Raw genomic sequence first — 15,475 nt, 5'->3', positions numbered from 1 at the left:
TGTCGGGGCGTTGTAGCGCATCCCATCAGGACACGCATCCCGGCGGTTAACCGTCAGGGTTGCGTCCCGTGTCGCATCAACAGCCACATCCCATCAACAGCCACACGGGAGCGGCACCCGCACCGGGACCGTGCCGCCGGGCTTGAGGATGCGCACCGCGCCGTCGCGCAGGGACAGGACGTGGCCGCGCTCGACATCGGTCCAGCATTCGTCGCGGGTCAGCGCCTTGGTGGCGATCACCGTGACCACGTCGTTGGTCCCGGTCTCCTGCGCGAAATCCACGCGCCAATCCTCGTCCACCAGGGTGGCGGTGCCGAAGGGCGCGCAGCGGGTGAGGTAGCACAGGCGCTTGCCGCAATGGGCGTAGAGGGTGCGACTGTCCGAGAGCAGCATGTTGAACACGCCGAGCCCGTTGAGTTCGGCGCAGAGGTCCGCCACCGCCCGGTCGAGCCGCGACGGGCTCGGCAGGTCCGGCCAGCGCGCCTGCAGCTGATCGAGCATCCAGCAGAACGCATATTCGCTGTCGGTGGAGCCCACCGGCTTGAACCAAGTGAGCGGCCACTTCTTCACGCCCTTGAGCTGGCCGTTATGCGCGAAGGTCCAGCGCCGGCCCCACAATTCCCGGCTGAACGGGTGGGTGTTCTCGAGGTTGACCCGGCCGCGATTGGCTTTGCGCACATGCGCGATGACAATGCGGCTCTTGATCGGGGTCCGGCGCAGCAGCCTGGCGAGTTCGGATTGCGCGCTCGGCTCCGGCTCGTGGAAGGCACGTGCACCCCGCCCCTCGTAGAAGCTGATGCCCCAGCCGTCCGCGTGCGGCCCGGTCTCGCCGCCGCGTCGCGCCAGGGCCGCGAAGGAGAACCGGATATCGGTGGGCACGTTCGCGCTCATGCCGAGCAGTTCGCACATGGGGGTTTCGGGGGTGCTTCGCTGAGGGGCGGCCGGGACGGCCGGGAGATCGCGGATCACGCGCGCTTCGAGGTCTAGCGCATGAGGCGCAGAAGTGGAATCGGGTTTTCTTCGATAATCTCATGCGAAAGCAATAAGATAGAGCCCGTTGCGACGTCCGTGAGAACGCCGTCGGCGCCGACGCGCTTCCGCATGAGACGGACCCAGCCAGGGTGAAAGACCACCGCAGTCCCTGCGGTTCCCCGCCGATCGGCTCGGATCGGACGGTCACACGGGGCGATGCCCCGGTCGCCCGGCGTGCGCCGCCACGCTTCCACCGTCCGTCCCGATCCTCTAAGCCGCCTGTCGAGCCCCGGCCATGCGGGGCGTGCGGACAGAGATGCCGATGGACCGCGATCCGATCGTCTTCACCTGGCGGTCCGCCCCGCGCGCACACGCGGCCGCCATCGGGCTGACGCTCGGGCTCGGTGGGCCGCTCGCGCTCCTGGCGCTGGTGTGCCTGCGCGACCTCGTCGGAGTGCTGGTGCAGGATTCCGCAGGCGGCGGCGCTTTCCTCCGCATCGCCGCCACCCTGCCATGGCGTCCCGCCACCGAGGGTCCATTGGTGCTGCTCGCCGGCTGGCCGCTCGCCGCAGCCGACCTCGTCCGCGCTGCCTTCCTCGGCCTTGCGGTGGCGGCCGTCGCCTCGGCCGGACTCGGCTGGGCGGTGGCGCGGCTGTGCTTCATCGCCCAGACCCGCACCGTCGCCCGCCTCAACGCCCGCATCACCGAGGCGATCCTCAAAGCGCCCCCGAGCGCGCGCGACGAGGCGCGGGCCCTGGCCCAGGCGCTGGGCGAGATGCTCGGCCGCCTCGACACCTTGTTCGGCCTCGGCCTGCTCGTTCCGGCAATGGCCCTGGGCGCCATCCTGCTCGCCCTGGTCCTGGCCGGCCTCGCGGCGCCGCGCCTCGTGCCGACAGTGGCGGTGGGGCTCCTCGCCGCCGGCCTCGCCCGCGCCCTGATCCTGCGGCGGGCGCGACACCGGTCCGCCCTGCGCACGCGGGTGAGCGCCACCGCCGAACGGGCGCTGGCCGACCTCATCCGCCGGATGCCGGCGGTGCGCGCCCACGGGGCGGCGGCGTTCGAGCGCGCGCGGCTGGCCGCCAAGGGCAAGGCCGCCCGCGACGCGCTGGAATCCTCCGAATCGGCCCTCGCCTATGCCCGTGCGCCCTCGATGGCGCTCGGGATCCTGCTGCCGGCCATCGTCGTAGCCGTCGCCCTCTGGCGCGGGCGCGACGGCGTCTCGCCGGCAGTGGCGCCGGGCGCCTTGCTGGCCGCCGGCGGCGGCTTCGCGCTGGCCGTGGTGGCGCTGGCCGTGGCGCTGCGTCTCGGGCGTGTCTACGCCGACGTCGGTCCGCATTTCCGCACCGTCGCCCTGGCCCTGCCGCTGCTCGAAGGCCGCAGCCCGCCCCGTCCCGCCCACAACGCCGTCTTCCCCGAGGGCGGCGACCTCGTGGCGCGCGAGGTCGGCGCCTATGACCCGGCCACCGGCGAGCGCCTCGCCGCCGTGGACGTGATCCTGCCGATGCCCGGCCATGTCGCCATCCTGGGCGAGCGCGGCAGCGGCGCGCGGGCGCTCGCGGCGGTCCTGGCGGGCCAGCTCGAGCCCACCGCCGGCGCGGTCACCTATGCGGGCATCGAGCTTCGCGGCTTCTCCGCCGAGGAACGCGCCCGCCGCATCGCGCTCGCCGGCGCCGAGGCGATCCTCATCGAGGGCACCTTGCGCCAGAACATCCTGTACGGCGCCGGCTCCGAGCCGTCGGCCGAGGATCTCGTCGCCACCCTGTCGATGATCGGCCTCGATGCCTTCGTGTATGCGCGCGGGCTCGAAGGCACCGTCGATCCGGTGGCCGAGCCCGACGTGGCCCGCGCGGTGGTGGCGGCCCGCCGGGCGGTGCGTGCGGCCCTGGCCGCCGACAAGGTCGGCCGCCTCGTCGAGCCGTTCGATCCGGCCCGCTACAACCACCAGGCCACGGTGGGCGAGAACATCCTGTTCGGCGAGGCGGTGGGCCCGGCCTTCGCCCCCGAGCGCATCGCCGCCCATCCGTACCTGCGCGCCGTGCTGGAGGCCGAGGACCTCACCCGGTCGTTGACCGAAATCGGCCTGCAGGTCGCCCGCAGCCTCGTCGAGATCTTCGCCGATCTGCCCGACGACCATCCGCTCTTCGATGCGTTCTCGCTGTTCCCGGCCTCCGAGCGCGGCTTCTTCGAGGATCTGGTCGGGCGCCAGCCGGAAGCCAAGGGCTGGCGCCGCGGCGGCCCGGGCCAGCGCGACCGCAAGCGCCTGATCGGTCTGGCCCTGCGCTACAGCGAGACGAAGCATCGCTTCGGCCTCGTCGACCCGGCCTTCGAGGAGCGTCTGGTGGCGGCGCGCCAATCCTTCGCCAAGCTGATGCCGGCCTCCTTGCGCGCCCATGTCGAGTTCTACGATCCGGGCACGCTCACCGCCGCGGCGAGCCTGGAGGAAAACATCCTGTTCGGCCGCATCAACGGCGAGGAAGCCGGCGCCGAGGCGCGGGTGCGGGCGCTGGTGCGCCGGGTGCTCGCCGACGAGGGGCTGGAACCGACGGTCTACCGGCTCGGACTCGACAGCCGGGTCGAGCCGGGCCTTGGCGGCGGCGGCGCCAGTCTCGGCGAGAACGCCATCGGCTCGCGCGAGCGCATCGCCATCGATCTCGCCCGCTGCCTGGTGCGCCGGCCCGACATCGCGGTGATCGCCATCGCGCTGGAAGACCGTAAGGCAGAGGAAATCCAGCCCCGCCTGACCGCCCTGCGCGGCTCCTTCGCCGGGCGCGGTCTCATCGTCTGCCTGCCCGACGCCGCGGCGCTCAGCGACGACGCCCCCTTCGATGCGGTTCTGCGGGTGGAACGCAATACCGTCGTGGCGGCGTGAGCCGCCCGGCACCCTCCGGCTTTGCGGGGGCGAGTGGGCGCGACCGGGAGAAAAACGCGCGGAGCCAAATCCCTCGGGTTTTCCCGCGCCCCCTATTGCGGCCCCATTGGGATGCGATACGCAAGGGCGCGTGCATCCTGCACGGCGTCGGCGGCGTTGCCGGACGGGTCGCTCATCCTCGGGCCGCGCATGGTCTTTCCCATCAAGCGAACCTTGCCCGTCCAGCGAGACTTGCCCGTCAAGCGAACTGTGCGAGCCGATAGAGGCGCGCCGTTCACGCGCTACGGCCTGCTCGTCTGCGGCGTCCTGCTCGCGGCTCAGGCTTCGGCCGAGACCGGCAAGGCCTTCGCGCCGATCCCGGCCGCCACCCTGGCGCTGATGCAGGCGCGCGGCACCACGGCCCAGGCGCCGGTGCTGTTCCGGGCCTACAAGAAGGAAAGCGAGATCGAGGTCTGGAAGCGGGCGGCCAGCGGCCGCTTCGTCCACGTGAAGACCTTCCCGATCTGCCGCTGGTCGGGCCAGCTCGGCCCCAAGCGCAAGACCGGCGACCGCCAGACCCCGGAGGGGTTCTACACGGTGCCCCAGCGCCAGATGAACCCGAATTCGAGCTACTATCTCTCCTTCGACGTCGGCTATCCCAACGCCTACGACCGAGCCCACGGCTCCACCGGCTCGGCGGTGATGGTGCACGGCGTGTGCTCGTCCATGGGCTGCTTTGCCATGACCGATGCGGTGGTGGGTGAAATCTACGCCATCGCCCGCGACGCCTTCGGCGGCGGGCAGACGGCGTTCCAATTCCAGTCCTATCCGTTCCGGATGACGGCGCTCAACATGGCCCGCCACCGCACCGATCCCAATATCGACTTCTGGCGTCAGCTGAAGGCCGGCTCCGACCGGTTCGAGGCGCTGGGCGAGGAGCCCGTCGTCACCGTGGCGGACGGGCGCTACGCCTTCGCCCCGGCGAAGGACCCCGCCCGCGAGGCACTGGTGCGCACCCGCCGGGCCGAGGAGGAGGCGCGAATCGCCAGCCTCGTCGATGATGGGAGCGCGGCCGTGCGCACCACCTATTCCGACGGTGGCCAGCACGCGTTCTGGGCCGCCCTCGCCGCCAAGGGCGTCCCACTCGGCGATGTCAGCCGGCCCGAGGCCCTGGCCTATGCCGGGCAGGAGGTGGTGGTGATCGCCGCCCGCCACCGTCCGGCGCCGGTTCAGGTGGCGCAGGCGGTGTGGTCGCGCTGGATCGCCCCCGATTCGGCGTTCGGGCTCACGCGGATGCCGGGATTCGTGCCCGCCTACGAGACCGCGCCGGCGCGGTTCGCACCGCTTCTCACCGCCTATGCCGACACGCTGCCGCGCCTGATACGGGCCAGCCTGTCGGGGATTGTGTCCCCCCCGGCGGTTCCGCCCGCAGTCGAGATCGTCGCGCAGCGATGACGCATTCCGCCCCGTGGCGCCGCGGCCACGGCGGGGCTCGACCATGTCAGCGGACCCCAAGCCATGTGCGTCGTCGCACATCGGGTGCAGACCCGGCTTACTACCTCAAGGCTTGCTCCACTTCGATTCCGGCACCATGCCACCCGCCGACTTGCGAGGATCGACATCCTTGCGGAGATTGGCGTCCTTGAGACGAGAGAAGCGCTGCGGCGCGACGAAGGGGTTCCCGACCCTCGCGGATCGGGCAATTGGTAATCGAGCGATGACAGTGTCGAATGGTTCGCACGCGGACGATGGCCTTTCCCTGCGCTTCTGGGGTGTCCGCGGCTCGACCCCGGTCAGCGGCCCGGATTACGTCGAGTTCGGCGGCTCGACGCCGTGCATGGAGATTCGCTGTGGGACCCGCCTGTTCCTGCTCGATGCGGGGTCGGGGCTCAACGCCTGCGGCCGGCATTATCGCGACGAAGTCTCCAGTGCGCTGCCCAAGGAGATCGATCTCCTGTTCAGTCATCTCCATCTCGACCACACCGCCGGGCTGCCGTTCTTCAAACCAGTGGTGCTCGACCCGGAGCGCACCATCAACACCTGGTGCGGCAACCTCGACGGTGCCTGCGCGACCCAAACCCTCGACCGTCTGTTCTCGCCGCCGCTGTTTCCCGTCACCCTCGACATCCTGCCGTGCCGGCTCGCGCATCACGGCTTCAAGGCCGGCGAGACCCTGACCTTCGCCGACGGATCGAAGGTCGACACGATCCTGCTCAATCATCCGCAGGGCTCGGTGGGCTACCGCTTCGACCATGCCGGCCGGCGCCTGTGCGTGATCAGCGACATCGAGCATTCCGATCCGTGGCCGGATCCGGCCCTGCTGGACTTCGTGCGCGGCGCAGACCTGATGGTCTATGACGGCATGTTCACCGACTGCGAGTACCCGGTCTGCCGTGGCTGGGGCCATTCGACCTGGCAGAAGGGCGCCGAGCTGGCCCAGGCCGCAGGGGTCAAGGCGATGGCGATCATCCATCTCCACCCGGCCCATACCGATGCGATGCTGCGCAAGGTCGAGGCCGAGATGCAGGCGATCATGCCCACGGCCTTCATCGCGCGCGAGCGCCAGACCGTCGCCGTCGGCGCCCCGGCCCGGATCGCTGCACCGGCGCTCGCGCTGACGGCCTGATCGGTTCTCCGCAGCCATCCTGGACAGGCTGCACTGCAGATCGCAGGACGACACGCGCACGGTCGTAGAACGATCCTGTCCATCGCCCCGACTCTGCTGTGCGAACCGATCCGACGATTTGAAATGTCAGCAATCATTCGGTCTGTCGGCCGAAAACGACTCTGGATCGAAATTCTTCAGTGATCAGTCCAAGTGACCGGTAGCATTCAGGATCGCTCCGGGGCCGAGCAGAAAATTTTCGATTTGTCGAACCGGCGTGAAACTTTTCGAACTGCGTCTTCGTAGGCCATCGCAACTGGGGAATGCGCTCTGAAATCTCAGGAGCTTCACATGCGTGCATGGGTCTACGGTATGGGAACTTTGCTGCTCATCGGCGGTCCCGTTTCGGCACAGCAGCCTGCCCGGCCAAGACCGGCGCCCGCACAGAAGCTGGACCCGACGAGCGACGCCAAGGCCTTGGAATTGAAGGGCTTCATCGACAAGGCGCGGCTTCGGCAGCGAGCGGTCGACAAGCGCAACACCGATCTGTGGCAGCGCTGGACCTATGCGGTCTGTATCGGGTGCGGCGGGGTGTCGTCGGGCGCGGTCCACCTCGTCTACACCACCCCCGCCCGGGTCCTGGTCGGTATCCCGGCCGCGGAGGACGATGCACGAAACGCCGCCGTCCGGCACCGGATCTGGCGCACCTGACGGCGGCGCCTCACCCCACCCGCTGTCCCGCTTCCTCGCGGCCGATCCGGCTGTGGCGGCGGCTCCAGGTGAAGTAGATCACCAGGCCGATGACGAGCCAGACCACCAGGCGCAACCAGGTCTCGCCGTCCAGCGACACCATCATGGCAAAGCAGCTCAGGATGCCGAGGATCGGCACCAGGGGCACCAGCGGGGTGCGGTAGTCGCGCCGCGCGTCCGGCTGGGTCCGGCGCAGGATGATCACGCCAGTGCAGACCAGCATGAACGCCAGCAACGTCCCGATGCTGGTCATGTGGCCGAGCTGGCTGATCGGCAGGAAGCCGCCGAGCGCGCTGGTGAACACCATGAAGAACAGGTTCGAGCGGTAGGGCGTCTTCCAGGTCGGATGGATCTTCGAGAAGAAGCCGGGCAGCAGCCGGTCCTGGCTCATGGAATAGAACACCCGGCTCTGGCCGAGCAGCAGCACCAGGATCACGGTGGAGAAGCCCGCGATGACGCCGAGCGTCACGAGGCTGCGCAGCCACGGGAACGGCGTCTGCGCGATGGCGGTATTCACCGGCGCCGCGTCGCCCTTCATCTGGTCGTAATGCACCAGGCCGGTGAGAACGCCGGCGAACGCGATGTAGATCACCGTGCAGATGGCGAGCGAGCCCAGAATGCCGATCATCATGTTGCGCTGGGGATTCTTCGCTTCCTGGGCCGCCGTCGATACGGCATCGAAGCCCACATAGGCGAAGAACACCACGCCGGCCCCGCGCATGATCCCACTCCAGCCGTATTCGCCGAAGGTGCCGGTGTTCTCGGGGATGAACGGCACGTAGTTCTGCGCCTTGATGTAGAACAGGCCCACCCCGACCACGACGGCGACCACCGCAAGCTTGACCAGGACGATCACCGCATTGACGCGGGCCGATTCGCGGATGCCGATCATCAGGAGCGCGGAGGCCGCCACGATGATGAGGATCGCCGGCAGGTTGACGAGGCCGTGCGCCATGGTTCCGTCGGCGAGTTTGTAGGTCTCGAACGGGGAATGGACGAGGCTCGCCGGCAGGTTGAGCCCCAGGCTGTCGCGCAGGAACCGGGTGACGTAGCTCGACCAGCTCACCGAGACCGTGGCCGCCCCCACCGCGTATTCGAGCACCAGATCCCAGCCGATGATCCAGGCCACGAACTCGCCCATGGTGGCGTAGGCGTAGGTATAGGCCGAGCCCGCCACCGGGATCATCCCGGCGAGTTCGCTGTAGCACATGCCCGCAAAGGCACAGGCGATGGAGGCGATGGCGAACGAGATGACCACGGCGGGGCCGGCATGCTCGGCCGCCGCGATGCCGGTGAGCGAGAACAGGCCCGCGCCGATCACCGCGCCGATGCCGAGCGCGATCAGGCTCCAGGGCCCGAGCGTGCGTTCGAGCTTGTTCTCACCGCCCTCCGCGTCGGAATTGAGCCGCTCCAGCGACTTCGTCCGGATCAGGTCGTCCGCCAAACCACCGGCCATGCATCATCTCACTGTCGGCGCGTGGGACGTCCGTCCCACGCCTCTGCGTTGAAGGGTATCGCAAATCCCGTTCCGCACCAGCCATACGGCCGGAGCCCGCCTCAGCCCCGTCGCGCCTGCGCCGCAGCGAGGGCGCCGGTGGCGAGCCCTTCGAGGATTCGGCACGCCTTGGCGGTGATCTCCGGACCGGCCGTCTCCGGCGTGCCGGCAGCAAAGGGGGGCTGGGGCGCGTATTCCGCCACGAGCTGGCTCGTCCTGGCATCGTCCTCCCCCCGCAGGCGGGCTGCGAGCGCCAGGGCGAAATCGAGCCCGGCCGAGACACCGGCGGCGGTGACACGGTTGCGGTCGAACACCACCCGTTCGTTCACCGGGATCGCGCCGAGCAGCGGCAGCACGGTCTCGCGCACGCACCAATGCGAGGTGGCGCGGTAGCCGTCGAGCAGGCCGGCGGCGCCGAGGATCAGCGAACCGGTGCACACGCTGGTGACCCAGGCGGCGGAGGAGGCCCGGTCGCGCAGGAAGGCGAGGGTGGCGTCGTCGCGCATCTGGTCGGGCGTGCCGTCGCCACCCGGCACGAACAGCACGTCGAGCGCGTGCGGGCAGGTCTCGAAGGTTTTGGTCGCGACGATCTGAAGGCCGGTGTCGCTCGTGACCGGGCCGGCAGCGGCGCCCACGAGATGGAGGCTGTCGCCGGCGATACCGGCGAGCAGCACCTGCGGCCCGACCACGTCGAGGGCGGTCATGCCGGGATAGAGCAGCATCGCGATCCGCACAGGTTCCGCCCCATCGGCAGAGGCGGCCCGAACCGGTGCTGCGGAGTGGCCGAGTGCCCCGGCAGCCAGGGCGGCAGCGGTGAATTCCCGACGGTTCATGCTGGGGACGGCCCTCGCCTCATGCGGCGTGGCCGGCGCCCAGGCTGCGGATGGCCTTGATGATCGCTGCGGCCCGATAGGGCTTGGTGAAGAAGATGGCGCCCTCGGCGAGACGGGGCGCGGTCTGCGAGAAGCCGGTGGCATAGATGATCGGCAGACCGGGGCGTAACGCCCGGGCGGCTTCGGCGAGCTGCCAGCCATCCATGGCACCGGGCAGGCGGATATCGGTGAACAGGAGGTCGATGGCGGCCCCGCCGAGCAGCAACGCGAAGGCGATCTCGGCGGTGGCGGCCTGCGTGACCGAAAAGCCCGCATCCTCGAGATCGGCGGAGACGACTTCCAGCAGCAGCGGCTCGTCCTCGACCACGAGGATATGCGAAGCGGACGTGGCGTTCATCGGGGTGGGGATCTCCGATCAGGCGAAGCGCGGGGCGGCCAAGCCGAGCAACTCGGGAATGGGGGTCGCGACGACCGGGGCCGGTTCCGCCACATCACGCGGCAGGTACAGGCGCACGATGGTCCCGTGACCGAGGCGGCTGTCGAGTTCGGCATGGCCACCGGACTGCTTGGCGAAGCCGAAGACCTGGCTCAAGCCGAGACCGGTGCCCTGGCCCACGCCCTTGGTGGTGAAGAACGGCTCGAAGGCGCGCGCCATCGTCTCCGCATCCATGCCGCAGCCGGTATCGGCGACGCTGACCACGACGTGGTCGATCGCCGACAGGGCGGGAATCGCGGCGGCTTGTGCTGCCGGCAGATTGTCCGTGCGGATCGTGGTCCGGCCGCCGCCCGGCATGGCGTCCCGGGCGTTGACCGCGAGGTTGAGCAGCACGCTTTCGAGCTGGTTGGCATCGACCCGGACCGGCCAGAGATCGGGCGCGAGGTCCAGTACCGGGGGTACGGGCGCATTCAGGGCCCCGTGCAGGAGCTCCCCGAGATCGCCGATCAGCCGGTTGGCGTCGAGGCGAATCGGCTGCAGCGGCTGGCGCCTGGCGAAGGCGAGCATCTTCTGGACGAGGGCGGCGGCACGCTCGGCTCCGGCGAGCGCGTTGCGCACCGAACGCCGTGCCGGGCTCACATCCGGCAAGGTACGCTCGATCCGATCGAGATTGCCGATGACGATGCCGAGGAGGTTGTTGAAATCGTGGGCCACGCCGCCGGTCAGCGCGCCGATCGCCTCCATCTTCTGGGTCTGGCGCAGCATGTCTTCGGCCTTGTCGCGCTCGGCGATCACCTCGCGCAGGGCGGCGAGCGCCGCATCGCGCTCGCCCACCCGGGCGACGAGTTCGGCATTGGCCTGCCGCAGCTGCTCGGGAGAGGGCAGGGCGAGCGCTTTCGGCAGGAGCACCCAGAGCAAAACCGCGGTCACCAGAGAAGCGAGGGCGGTGAGCGCTTTCACCACGGCCTCGGCCGCATAATCCGGCACCCACAGGGTCCAGATCGAGAAGAGGTGCGTGGTGCCGCAGGCGAAGATGAAGAGTGCGAACGCCCAGAACATCCACCCGAACACCACGTCGCGGCGCCGGGTGACGAAGACGCCCAGTGCCGCCGGGATGGTGAAGTAGGCGAGCGCGATCACGAAGTCCGAGACCACATGGGTCCAGATCAATTCCGGCCGCCAGAGCAAGCAGATGCCGTGGGGCGAAAGACTCGTCCGGTCGAGGAAGCTCGCGAGGGTATCGAACATGGGCCGTCTCAACGCGAATCCGGTCTCGTCCCACGATGGTGGTCGTGGCGGACGCCGGAAGGATTCGCCCAGGATGGCGGATTTTGCCCCGCGGGGTAATGGCTACGAGGTCACAGGTCGGTGTTTACCCGTTACGGATCAATGTGTTGCGGGCGATGATATTGCCCACAACCGGATGGCTGCCGGGGCTGGTCTTGTGCGTTCCACGGCGTCGGACGCCCTGACTGAAACCACCGTCCATCCCGGAGCATCACCGTCACCGGCTTGTCGGCACCGACCAGAAATCTTCACGATGGCCCCTACCCGCTGCCACATCCGAACGAAGGTGATTACCCTCATCACCCCAGTTCGAAAGCGTGGCGATATCAGACCGCAGTCATGCCACGGATTCGCTGTGCCAGCGTGGCGGCGTCAAAATCGGGGATAGGGCACGGCAACTCCGCAATCGGAGATCCGCCGACAACTTGGCCGATGCCTTCCTCGGCGCGCGCTACCGCTTCTTCCAGGGCAGTTGCGAGCGCATCGGCAGTGACGTGCTGAATGCTGATTACATTCGGACTTCTCAGCGAAAGATCTTTTGAGGCGAACCCGTTGGTAATGGTCTGGAGTCCGGCCGAGGCCATTTCGAGCGGCGGATAGCTCGGATGCGGGGACAGCATCAGCGAGATGCCGACAGAGGCCTTGGAAAGAAGCTCGCCGTAGGCATCGAGGGTCAGCTTGCCGGCAACGGACAGGTTCGCGATCGAGCCCGCGAGGTCCAAAGAGAAAGTTTCTCCCGCCGCCACGATGTGCCAGATGCGGGCACGCTCGGGATCATTCTGCTGCCAGCGGTTGATGCCGGCACAGAGGAGCGGGAAGGCATTGCGCGGCGTACCAGGCCGTCCGTAGATGCAGATGATCCGCTCGCGCGGCATCGGCTTCAGACTCTTGCCGATCTTCGGATTGAGTTTGAAGCGGACCACGTACGCATCGTGGATCTGATACATGCCGGTCATGAACGACGACAGCTCCTCCGAATTGATGAGAGCGATCATATTCGCGCCATGGCTGTATGTCTGCTGGGCGAGACCATACTGCGCCGACCAGCCATAGAAGTCTGGTTCGTGATCTTGAATGAGGTAAATTACACGCTTTTCCTGGCCAAAATAGGTTTTCTGCTTTTTTTGAAAATCGAACGCCACGACAGCCGTCCACCAAGCGGTCGCAAAGAATATATCTCCTTCCCGAATACTGAGCTCGCCACTTTCCTGATCGGTTACATCGACGATCACTTTTGGATAATCGTCCTTCGTCCCGATCGGCACCAGCCTGTATTCCGGAAACCCGATCATCGCATGGAGGTCGAGCGGCAGGGACTGACAGATGATCCTGAGATCGTAATCCGACCCGAGCGATACGGAAATTTCCTCGAAGATCCGAACGGCCGTCGTGATACCGCCAAAGATATGCTCTGGCGCGAGCGTCGGGATAATCAGGTTGAACCGCGGACGCGTCGTCTGCCGATCCGGCTTGGTGCTGATTGAAATGAGTTCGGATGTCAGACTGCGGTCGGCGAGTGGCGGCAGGCGATTGCCGAGCAGACGCTGGTGGATCCGCGAGACGTCCTTTGCATTCCAGGCCGGGACGAGCCGGCTGGCCAAGACGTGACCCGACCGCCCGACCTTCGCCCATGAGTAGCCTCGCGACTCGGCCAGATACAGGATCGAGCGCTCGATGGCGTGGGCGAGAGTCCCGTCCACCTGCCCGGCTTCAGGGTCGAAGTCCTTCCAGTCCAGTCCAAGATCAAGCAGGGGGCGCATCGCATCGCACCGGCCCCAGAAAAAGGAACTCGACGGAAAGTCGAGCACGAGATCCTTACTGATGTCGATGCCGGCCCGGCCGAGAAGGTGCCGCGCGCGATCATAGTTCCCGCCCCAGTTGAGCAGGCTGCGAACCGGTTCGAAATGATCGGAGAAGACGATGCCGACCTCGGTCTGCGTCAGCAATGCAAGGATAGAGGAGACGATCTCGGGCGATCCGAGGAGGTTATCGATGAGAAACGGCCGCCACTCCGCCAAGCGCGTAGCGTGCGGAGACTGTTTCGAATGAATGTGGAGGAAGATGTCATAGTTCTCGAAGACGGATGAATACCCCACGATCATCGGCGCGACATCGCGGCCGATATTTGGAAACACCGTGACGGTGACATCGCCGGCGAAGCCGAGGAAACTTTGCTCGATCGCGACTTTCTTGGCGGCCGTATCAGTCGAGATGAACAGGTCGGCCTGCGTGGGAATGTTGGCGAGCGCTACGCGAATCTCGGTACACATGTCCGGATAGAAAATGTGGACCAGCGCCGCGACCTTGGCCGGCAACGCGGCCGAATCGACGGGTGCGCGGAAAGGCACTTCCAGGCATAGATCGGTCCGCTTTGTCGGTCGCGTGCTCTGCACAGCGCCATAAAACGTCGTCAGGCCTTTGCTGCGCTTGAACCGCTTGCGGGGGCCGGGCACCGGCCGATTGTCGACGAGAATCTTGCTCTGGCCGCGCGATGTTTCGAGGTATGTGGCGATGGCCGTCCGCAACGTCGCATTTCCAGCAATCAGGGTCTGCCAACCCGACGTATCGGATTGGGTCAAGCGATCCCTCAGGAGCTGCACCTTAAGGAAAGGAAAGCCACTCTCCAGCAGTTCGCGCCAGTTCTCGAGGGTCGGGTTCCGTGCACGATCGAAGCGCTTTTTGGTCGGAAAAAAGACCTCGTGTTTGAGTTCAGCCTCGTTAACCAATGAAAGGGAAGTTATTTCATACTGATTTATCACTGTTTGTTTATTGCGAATACTGCGTATATTATTCCAAAAACTACGAATTACTTTAGATTTTAATGCTTCGTTTTTGAGAACACTGAAATAGCTCATCAGGTGTGGTTGCACCTGATGACTGTCCGTGAGTGCGATGACGTCGGCGCTACTGCTGCGCACCCGGTCCATCAGGATTCGGAAGCGATCCGCATCGGTGGGGCCGAAGATGCTATCGTTCGTCAGGATGAGAGATCTGGCAAGCCATACCTCCGGAATAGCGGATAGAACGGTCGCCCAGGCAGCAAAATCCCAACCGTGATTGATCCGCACGACGAGGCCGGCGACCGTCTCTGTAAAAGACGGCAGTTCTCTGTCGAGACCATCCGTAACGATCGTGAGAACGACATCCACATCGTTGGCCTGCAGCGCCTCGACATAGATCTGCGTATGAGGAGCGATCACCCCATCGCGGGAATACGTAACAAAGACGCAGACGTCGCGGTTCTTGAGGTTGGTCGGGCTTCGCCGAATTTCATAGGGAATGTCTAGGACGGCGCAGTTTTCATCTGTCGCATCTGCCGGACGGCACCGCCGACCCTCCCCCTGTCCGGAAGCCAGGAAATGCTGCAGCGGATTGACGCCCCTGCGCGCGACATCGGGGTTTGCGAAGAGATACCAATCCAGGTCGAACAGCGGATGCGGATCGCGGCCTTCCTGCACGCCGGCACGGAGAAAATGGACAAGCGGGTTCTCACCGGTTTCCTGCAGATTTTCGTGATTACTGATATACCAGGCGCAATCGAAGAACGGATTCGGATTGTATCCCGCCGCCGCACCGCGCACGACGAAGTGCATCAACAAAGGGGTATTGTAAAAATCCAGAGTGCCAATCTGCTGGCGATAGTAGACCTCATCGAAGAGAGGATGTGGATGGGTGCCCTGTCCCGATAAATAATGCATCAAGGGATTATCGAAATACTGGTCCGTATTATGCAAGTAATACGATTCGACATCGAAGAGCGGGTGGGGGCTACGACGCTCTTTCGCCCCATGCCGAATGTAATGTTTCAGTGCTTTCTGGCCACTCACCCTGACGTCGGGATATTTCTCCAGATACCACTTCCCGTCAAAGAGTGGATGAGCACTTGTACTTTGATCGCTATTTTCAAGGAAATAGAGAAGCGGATTCAGGGTGCTGTTTTGGAGTTCGGGTGTTTGCTGAATGTACCAATCCGTATCGAAGAGTGCATGTGGCCAGCGGCCCTGTTGCGCTCCGACGGTCAGATAATGCGCTGCCGGTTCGATCAGATCAAAATCTATATCGGAGTATGTATTTCTGTACCATTCCGCATCGATAAACCCGCGAATCTTGTTGAGACGCTTGTCGCCTGATTTTCTTTTGGGATAAATACTTTTTATCAGATCGGAAGCTTTATCAAAGATTTTATTCTTCACGAAAAATCTCCGCTCTGTATTTAGATAATTTTACTAATTTATAAGTATATAGCATC

The 15,475-nt window shown here is 65.8% G+C and carries 10 protein-coding genes; 4 read left to right on the top strand and 6 right to left on the bottom strand.

Going from position 1 to position 15,475, the window contains the following annotated elements:
- Positions 1–93: 93 nt before the first annotated feature.
- The gene (locus tag G3T14_RS00925) at positions 94–909 is read right to left on the bottom strand and encodes a class II glutamine amidotransferase (protein WP_163639133.1); all 816 of its coding nucleotides are present in this window, start codon (positions 907–909) and stop codon (positions 94–96) included.
- 385 nt (positions 910–1,294) lie between these two features.
- On the opposite strand from G3T14_RS00925, the gene G3T14_RS00920 reads away from it, so the two are divergent.
- The 4 genes from G3T14_RS00920 to G3T14_RS00905 all read left to right on the top strand — a co-directional run bounded on the left by G3T14_RS00920 (position 1,295) and on the right by G3T14_RS00905 (position 7,136).
- Positions 1,295–3,841, top strand: coding sequence for an ABC transporter ATP-binding protein (locus G3T14_RS00920; RefSeq protein WP_163639132.1), 2,547 nt, complete (start codon positions 1,295–1,297; stop codon positions 3,839–3,841).
- A 306-nt stretch (positions 3,842–4,147) separates the two neighbouring features.
- Complete coding sequence (locus G3T14_RS00915) at positions 4,148–5,275, top strand: murein L,D-transpeptidase family protein (protein ID WP_246732844.1); 1,128 nt, start codon at positions 4,148–4,150, stop codon at positions 5,273–5,275.
- A gap of 262 nt (positions 5,276–5,537) precedes the next feature.
- The gene (locus G3T14_RS00910; RefSeq protein WP_163639130.1) at positions 5,538–6,446 is read left to right on the top strand and encodes an MBL fold metallo-hydrolase; all 909 of its coding nucleotides are present in this window, start codon (positions 5,538–5,540) and stop codon (positions 6,444–6,446) included.
- Between the two features lie 330 nt (positions 6,447–6,776).
- Positions 6,777–7,136 (top strand): hypothetical protein, encoded by a 360-nt coding sequence (locus tag G3T14_RS00905; protein ID WP_163639129.1) that lies wholly within the window; start codon positions 6,777–6,779, stop codon positions 7,134–7,136.
- A gap of 10 nt (positions 7,137–7,146) precedes the next feature.
- On the opposite strand, the gene G3T14_RS00900 is transcribed toward G3T14_RS00905, so the two are convergent.
- The 5 genes from G3T14_RS00900 to G3T14_RS00880 form a co-directional block, all read right to left on the bottom strand.
- Positions 7,147–8,631, bottom strand: coding sequence for an amino acid permease (locus tag G3T14_RS00900; RefSeq protein WP_163639128.1), 1,485 nt, complete (start codon positions 8,629–8,631; stop codon positions 7,147–7,149).
- A 101-nt stretch (positions 8,632–8,732) separates the two neighbouring features.
- Positions 8,733–9,503: a DJ-1/PfpI family protein gene (locus G3T14_RS00895; protein ID WP_204262528.1), complete on the bottom strand. Its 771-nt coding sequence runs from the start codon at positions 9,501–9,503 to the stop codon at positions 8,733–8,735.
- Positions 9,504–9,522: 19 nt separating this feature from the next.
- Positions 9,523–9,900, bottom strand: a complete 378-nt coding sequence (locus tag G3T14_RS00890) for a response regulator (RefSeq protein ID WP_163639127.1) — start codon at positions 9,898–9,900, stop codon at positions 9,523–9,525.
- A gap of 18 nt (positions 9,901–9,918) precedes the next feature.
- Complete coding sequence (locus tag G3T14_RS00885) at positions 9,919–11,187, bottom strand: ATP-binding protein (protein ID WP_163639126.1); 1,269 nt, start codon at positions 11,185–11,187, stop codon at positions 9,919–9,921.
- Positions 11,188–11,552: 365 nt separating this feature from the next.
- Positions 11,553–15,419 carry a rhamnan synthesis F family protein gene (locus G3T14_RS00880; protein ID WP_163639125.1) on the bottom strand — a complete coding sequence of 1,289 codons (3,867 nt, stop codon included), beginning with the start codon at positions 15,417–15,419 and terminating at the stop codon, positions 11,553–11,555.
- Between the last annotated feature and the right edge of the window lie 56 nt (positions 15,420–15,475).

It is taken from the genome of Methylobacterium sp. BTF04 (genome assembly GCF_010692745.1).
In the GTDB taxonomy this organism is placed as follows: domain Bacteria; phylum Pseudomonadota; class Alphaproteobacteria; order Rhizobiales; family Beijerinckiaceae; genus Methylobacterium.
The sequence above is the reverse complement of the archived record's forward strand: the minus strand, read 5'-3'. Positions and strand labels throughout refer to the sequence as shown.

Excerpts from the sequence above, each read along its gene's own strand:
- G3T14_RS00925 (WP_163639133.1), bottom strand. The coding sequence starts at position 909 with ATGTGCGAACTGCTCGGCATGAGCGCGAACGTGCCCACCGATATCCGG.
- G3T14_RS00920 (WP_163639132.1), top strand. The coding sequence starts at position 1,295 with ATGGACCGCGATCCGATCGTCTTCACCTGGCGGTCCGCCCCGCGCGCA.
- G3T14_RS00910 (WP_163639130.1), top strand. The coding sequence starts at position 5,538 with ATGACAGTGTCGAATGGTTCGCACGCGGACGATGGCCTTTCCCTGCGC.
- G3T14_RS00905 (WP_163639129.1), top strand. The coding sequence starts at position 6,777 with ATGCGTGCATGGGTCTACGGTATGGGAACTTTGCTGCTCATCGGCGGT.
- G3T14_RS00900 (WP_163639128.1), bottom strand. The coding sequence starts at position 8,631 with ATGGCCGGTGGTTTGGCGGACGACCTGATCCGGACGAAGTCGCTGGAG.
- G3T14_RS00895 (WP_204262528.1), bottom strand. The coding sequence starts at position 9,503 with ATGAACCGTCGGGAATTCACCGCTGCCGCCCTGGCTGCCGGGGCACTC.
- G3T14_RS00890 (WP_163639127.1), bottom strand. The coding sequence starts at position 9,900 with ATGAACGCCACGTCCGCTTCGCATATCCTCGTGGTCGAGGACGAGCCG.
- G3T14_RS00885 (WP_163639126.1), bottom strand. The coding sequence starts at position 11,187 with ATGTTCGATACCCTCGCGAGCTTCCTCGACCGGACGAGTCTTTCGCCC.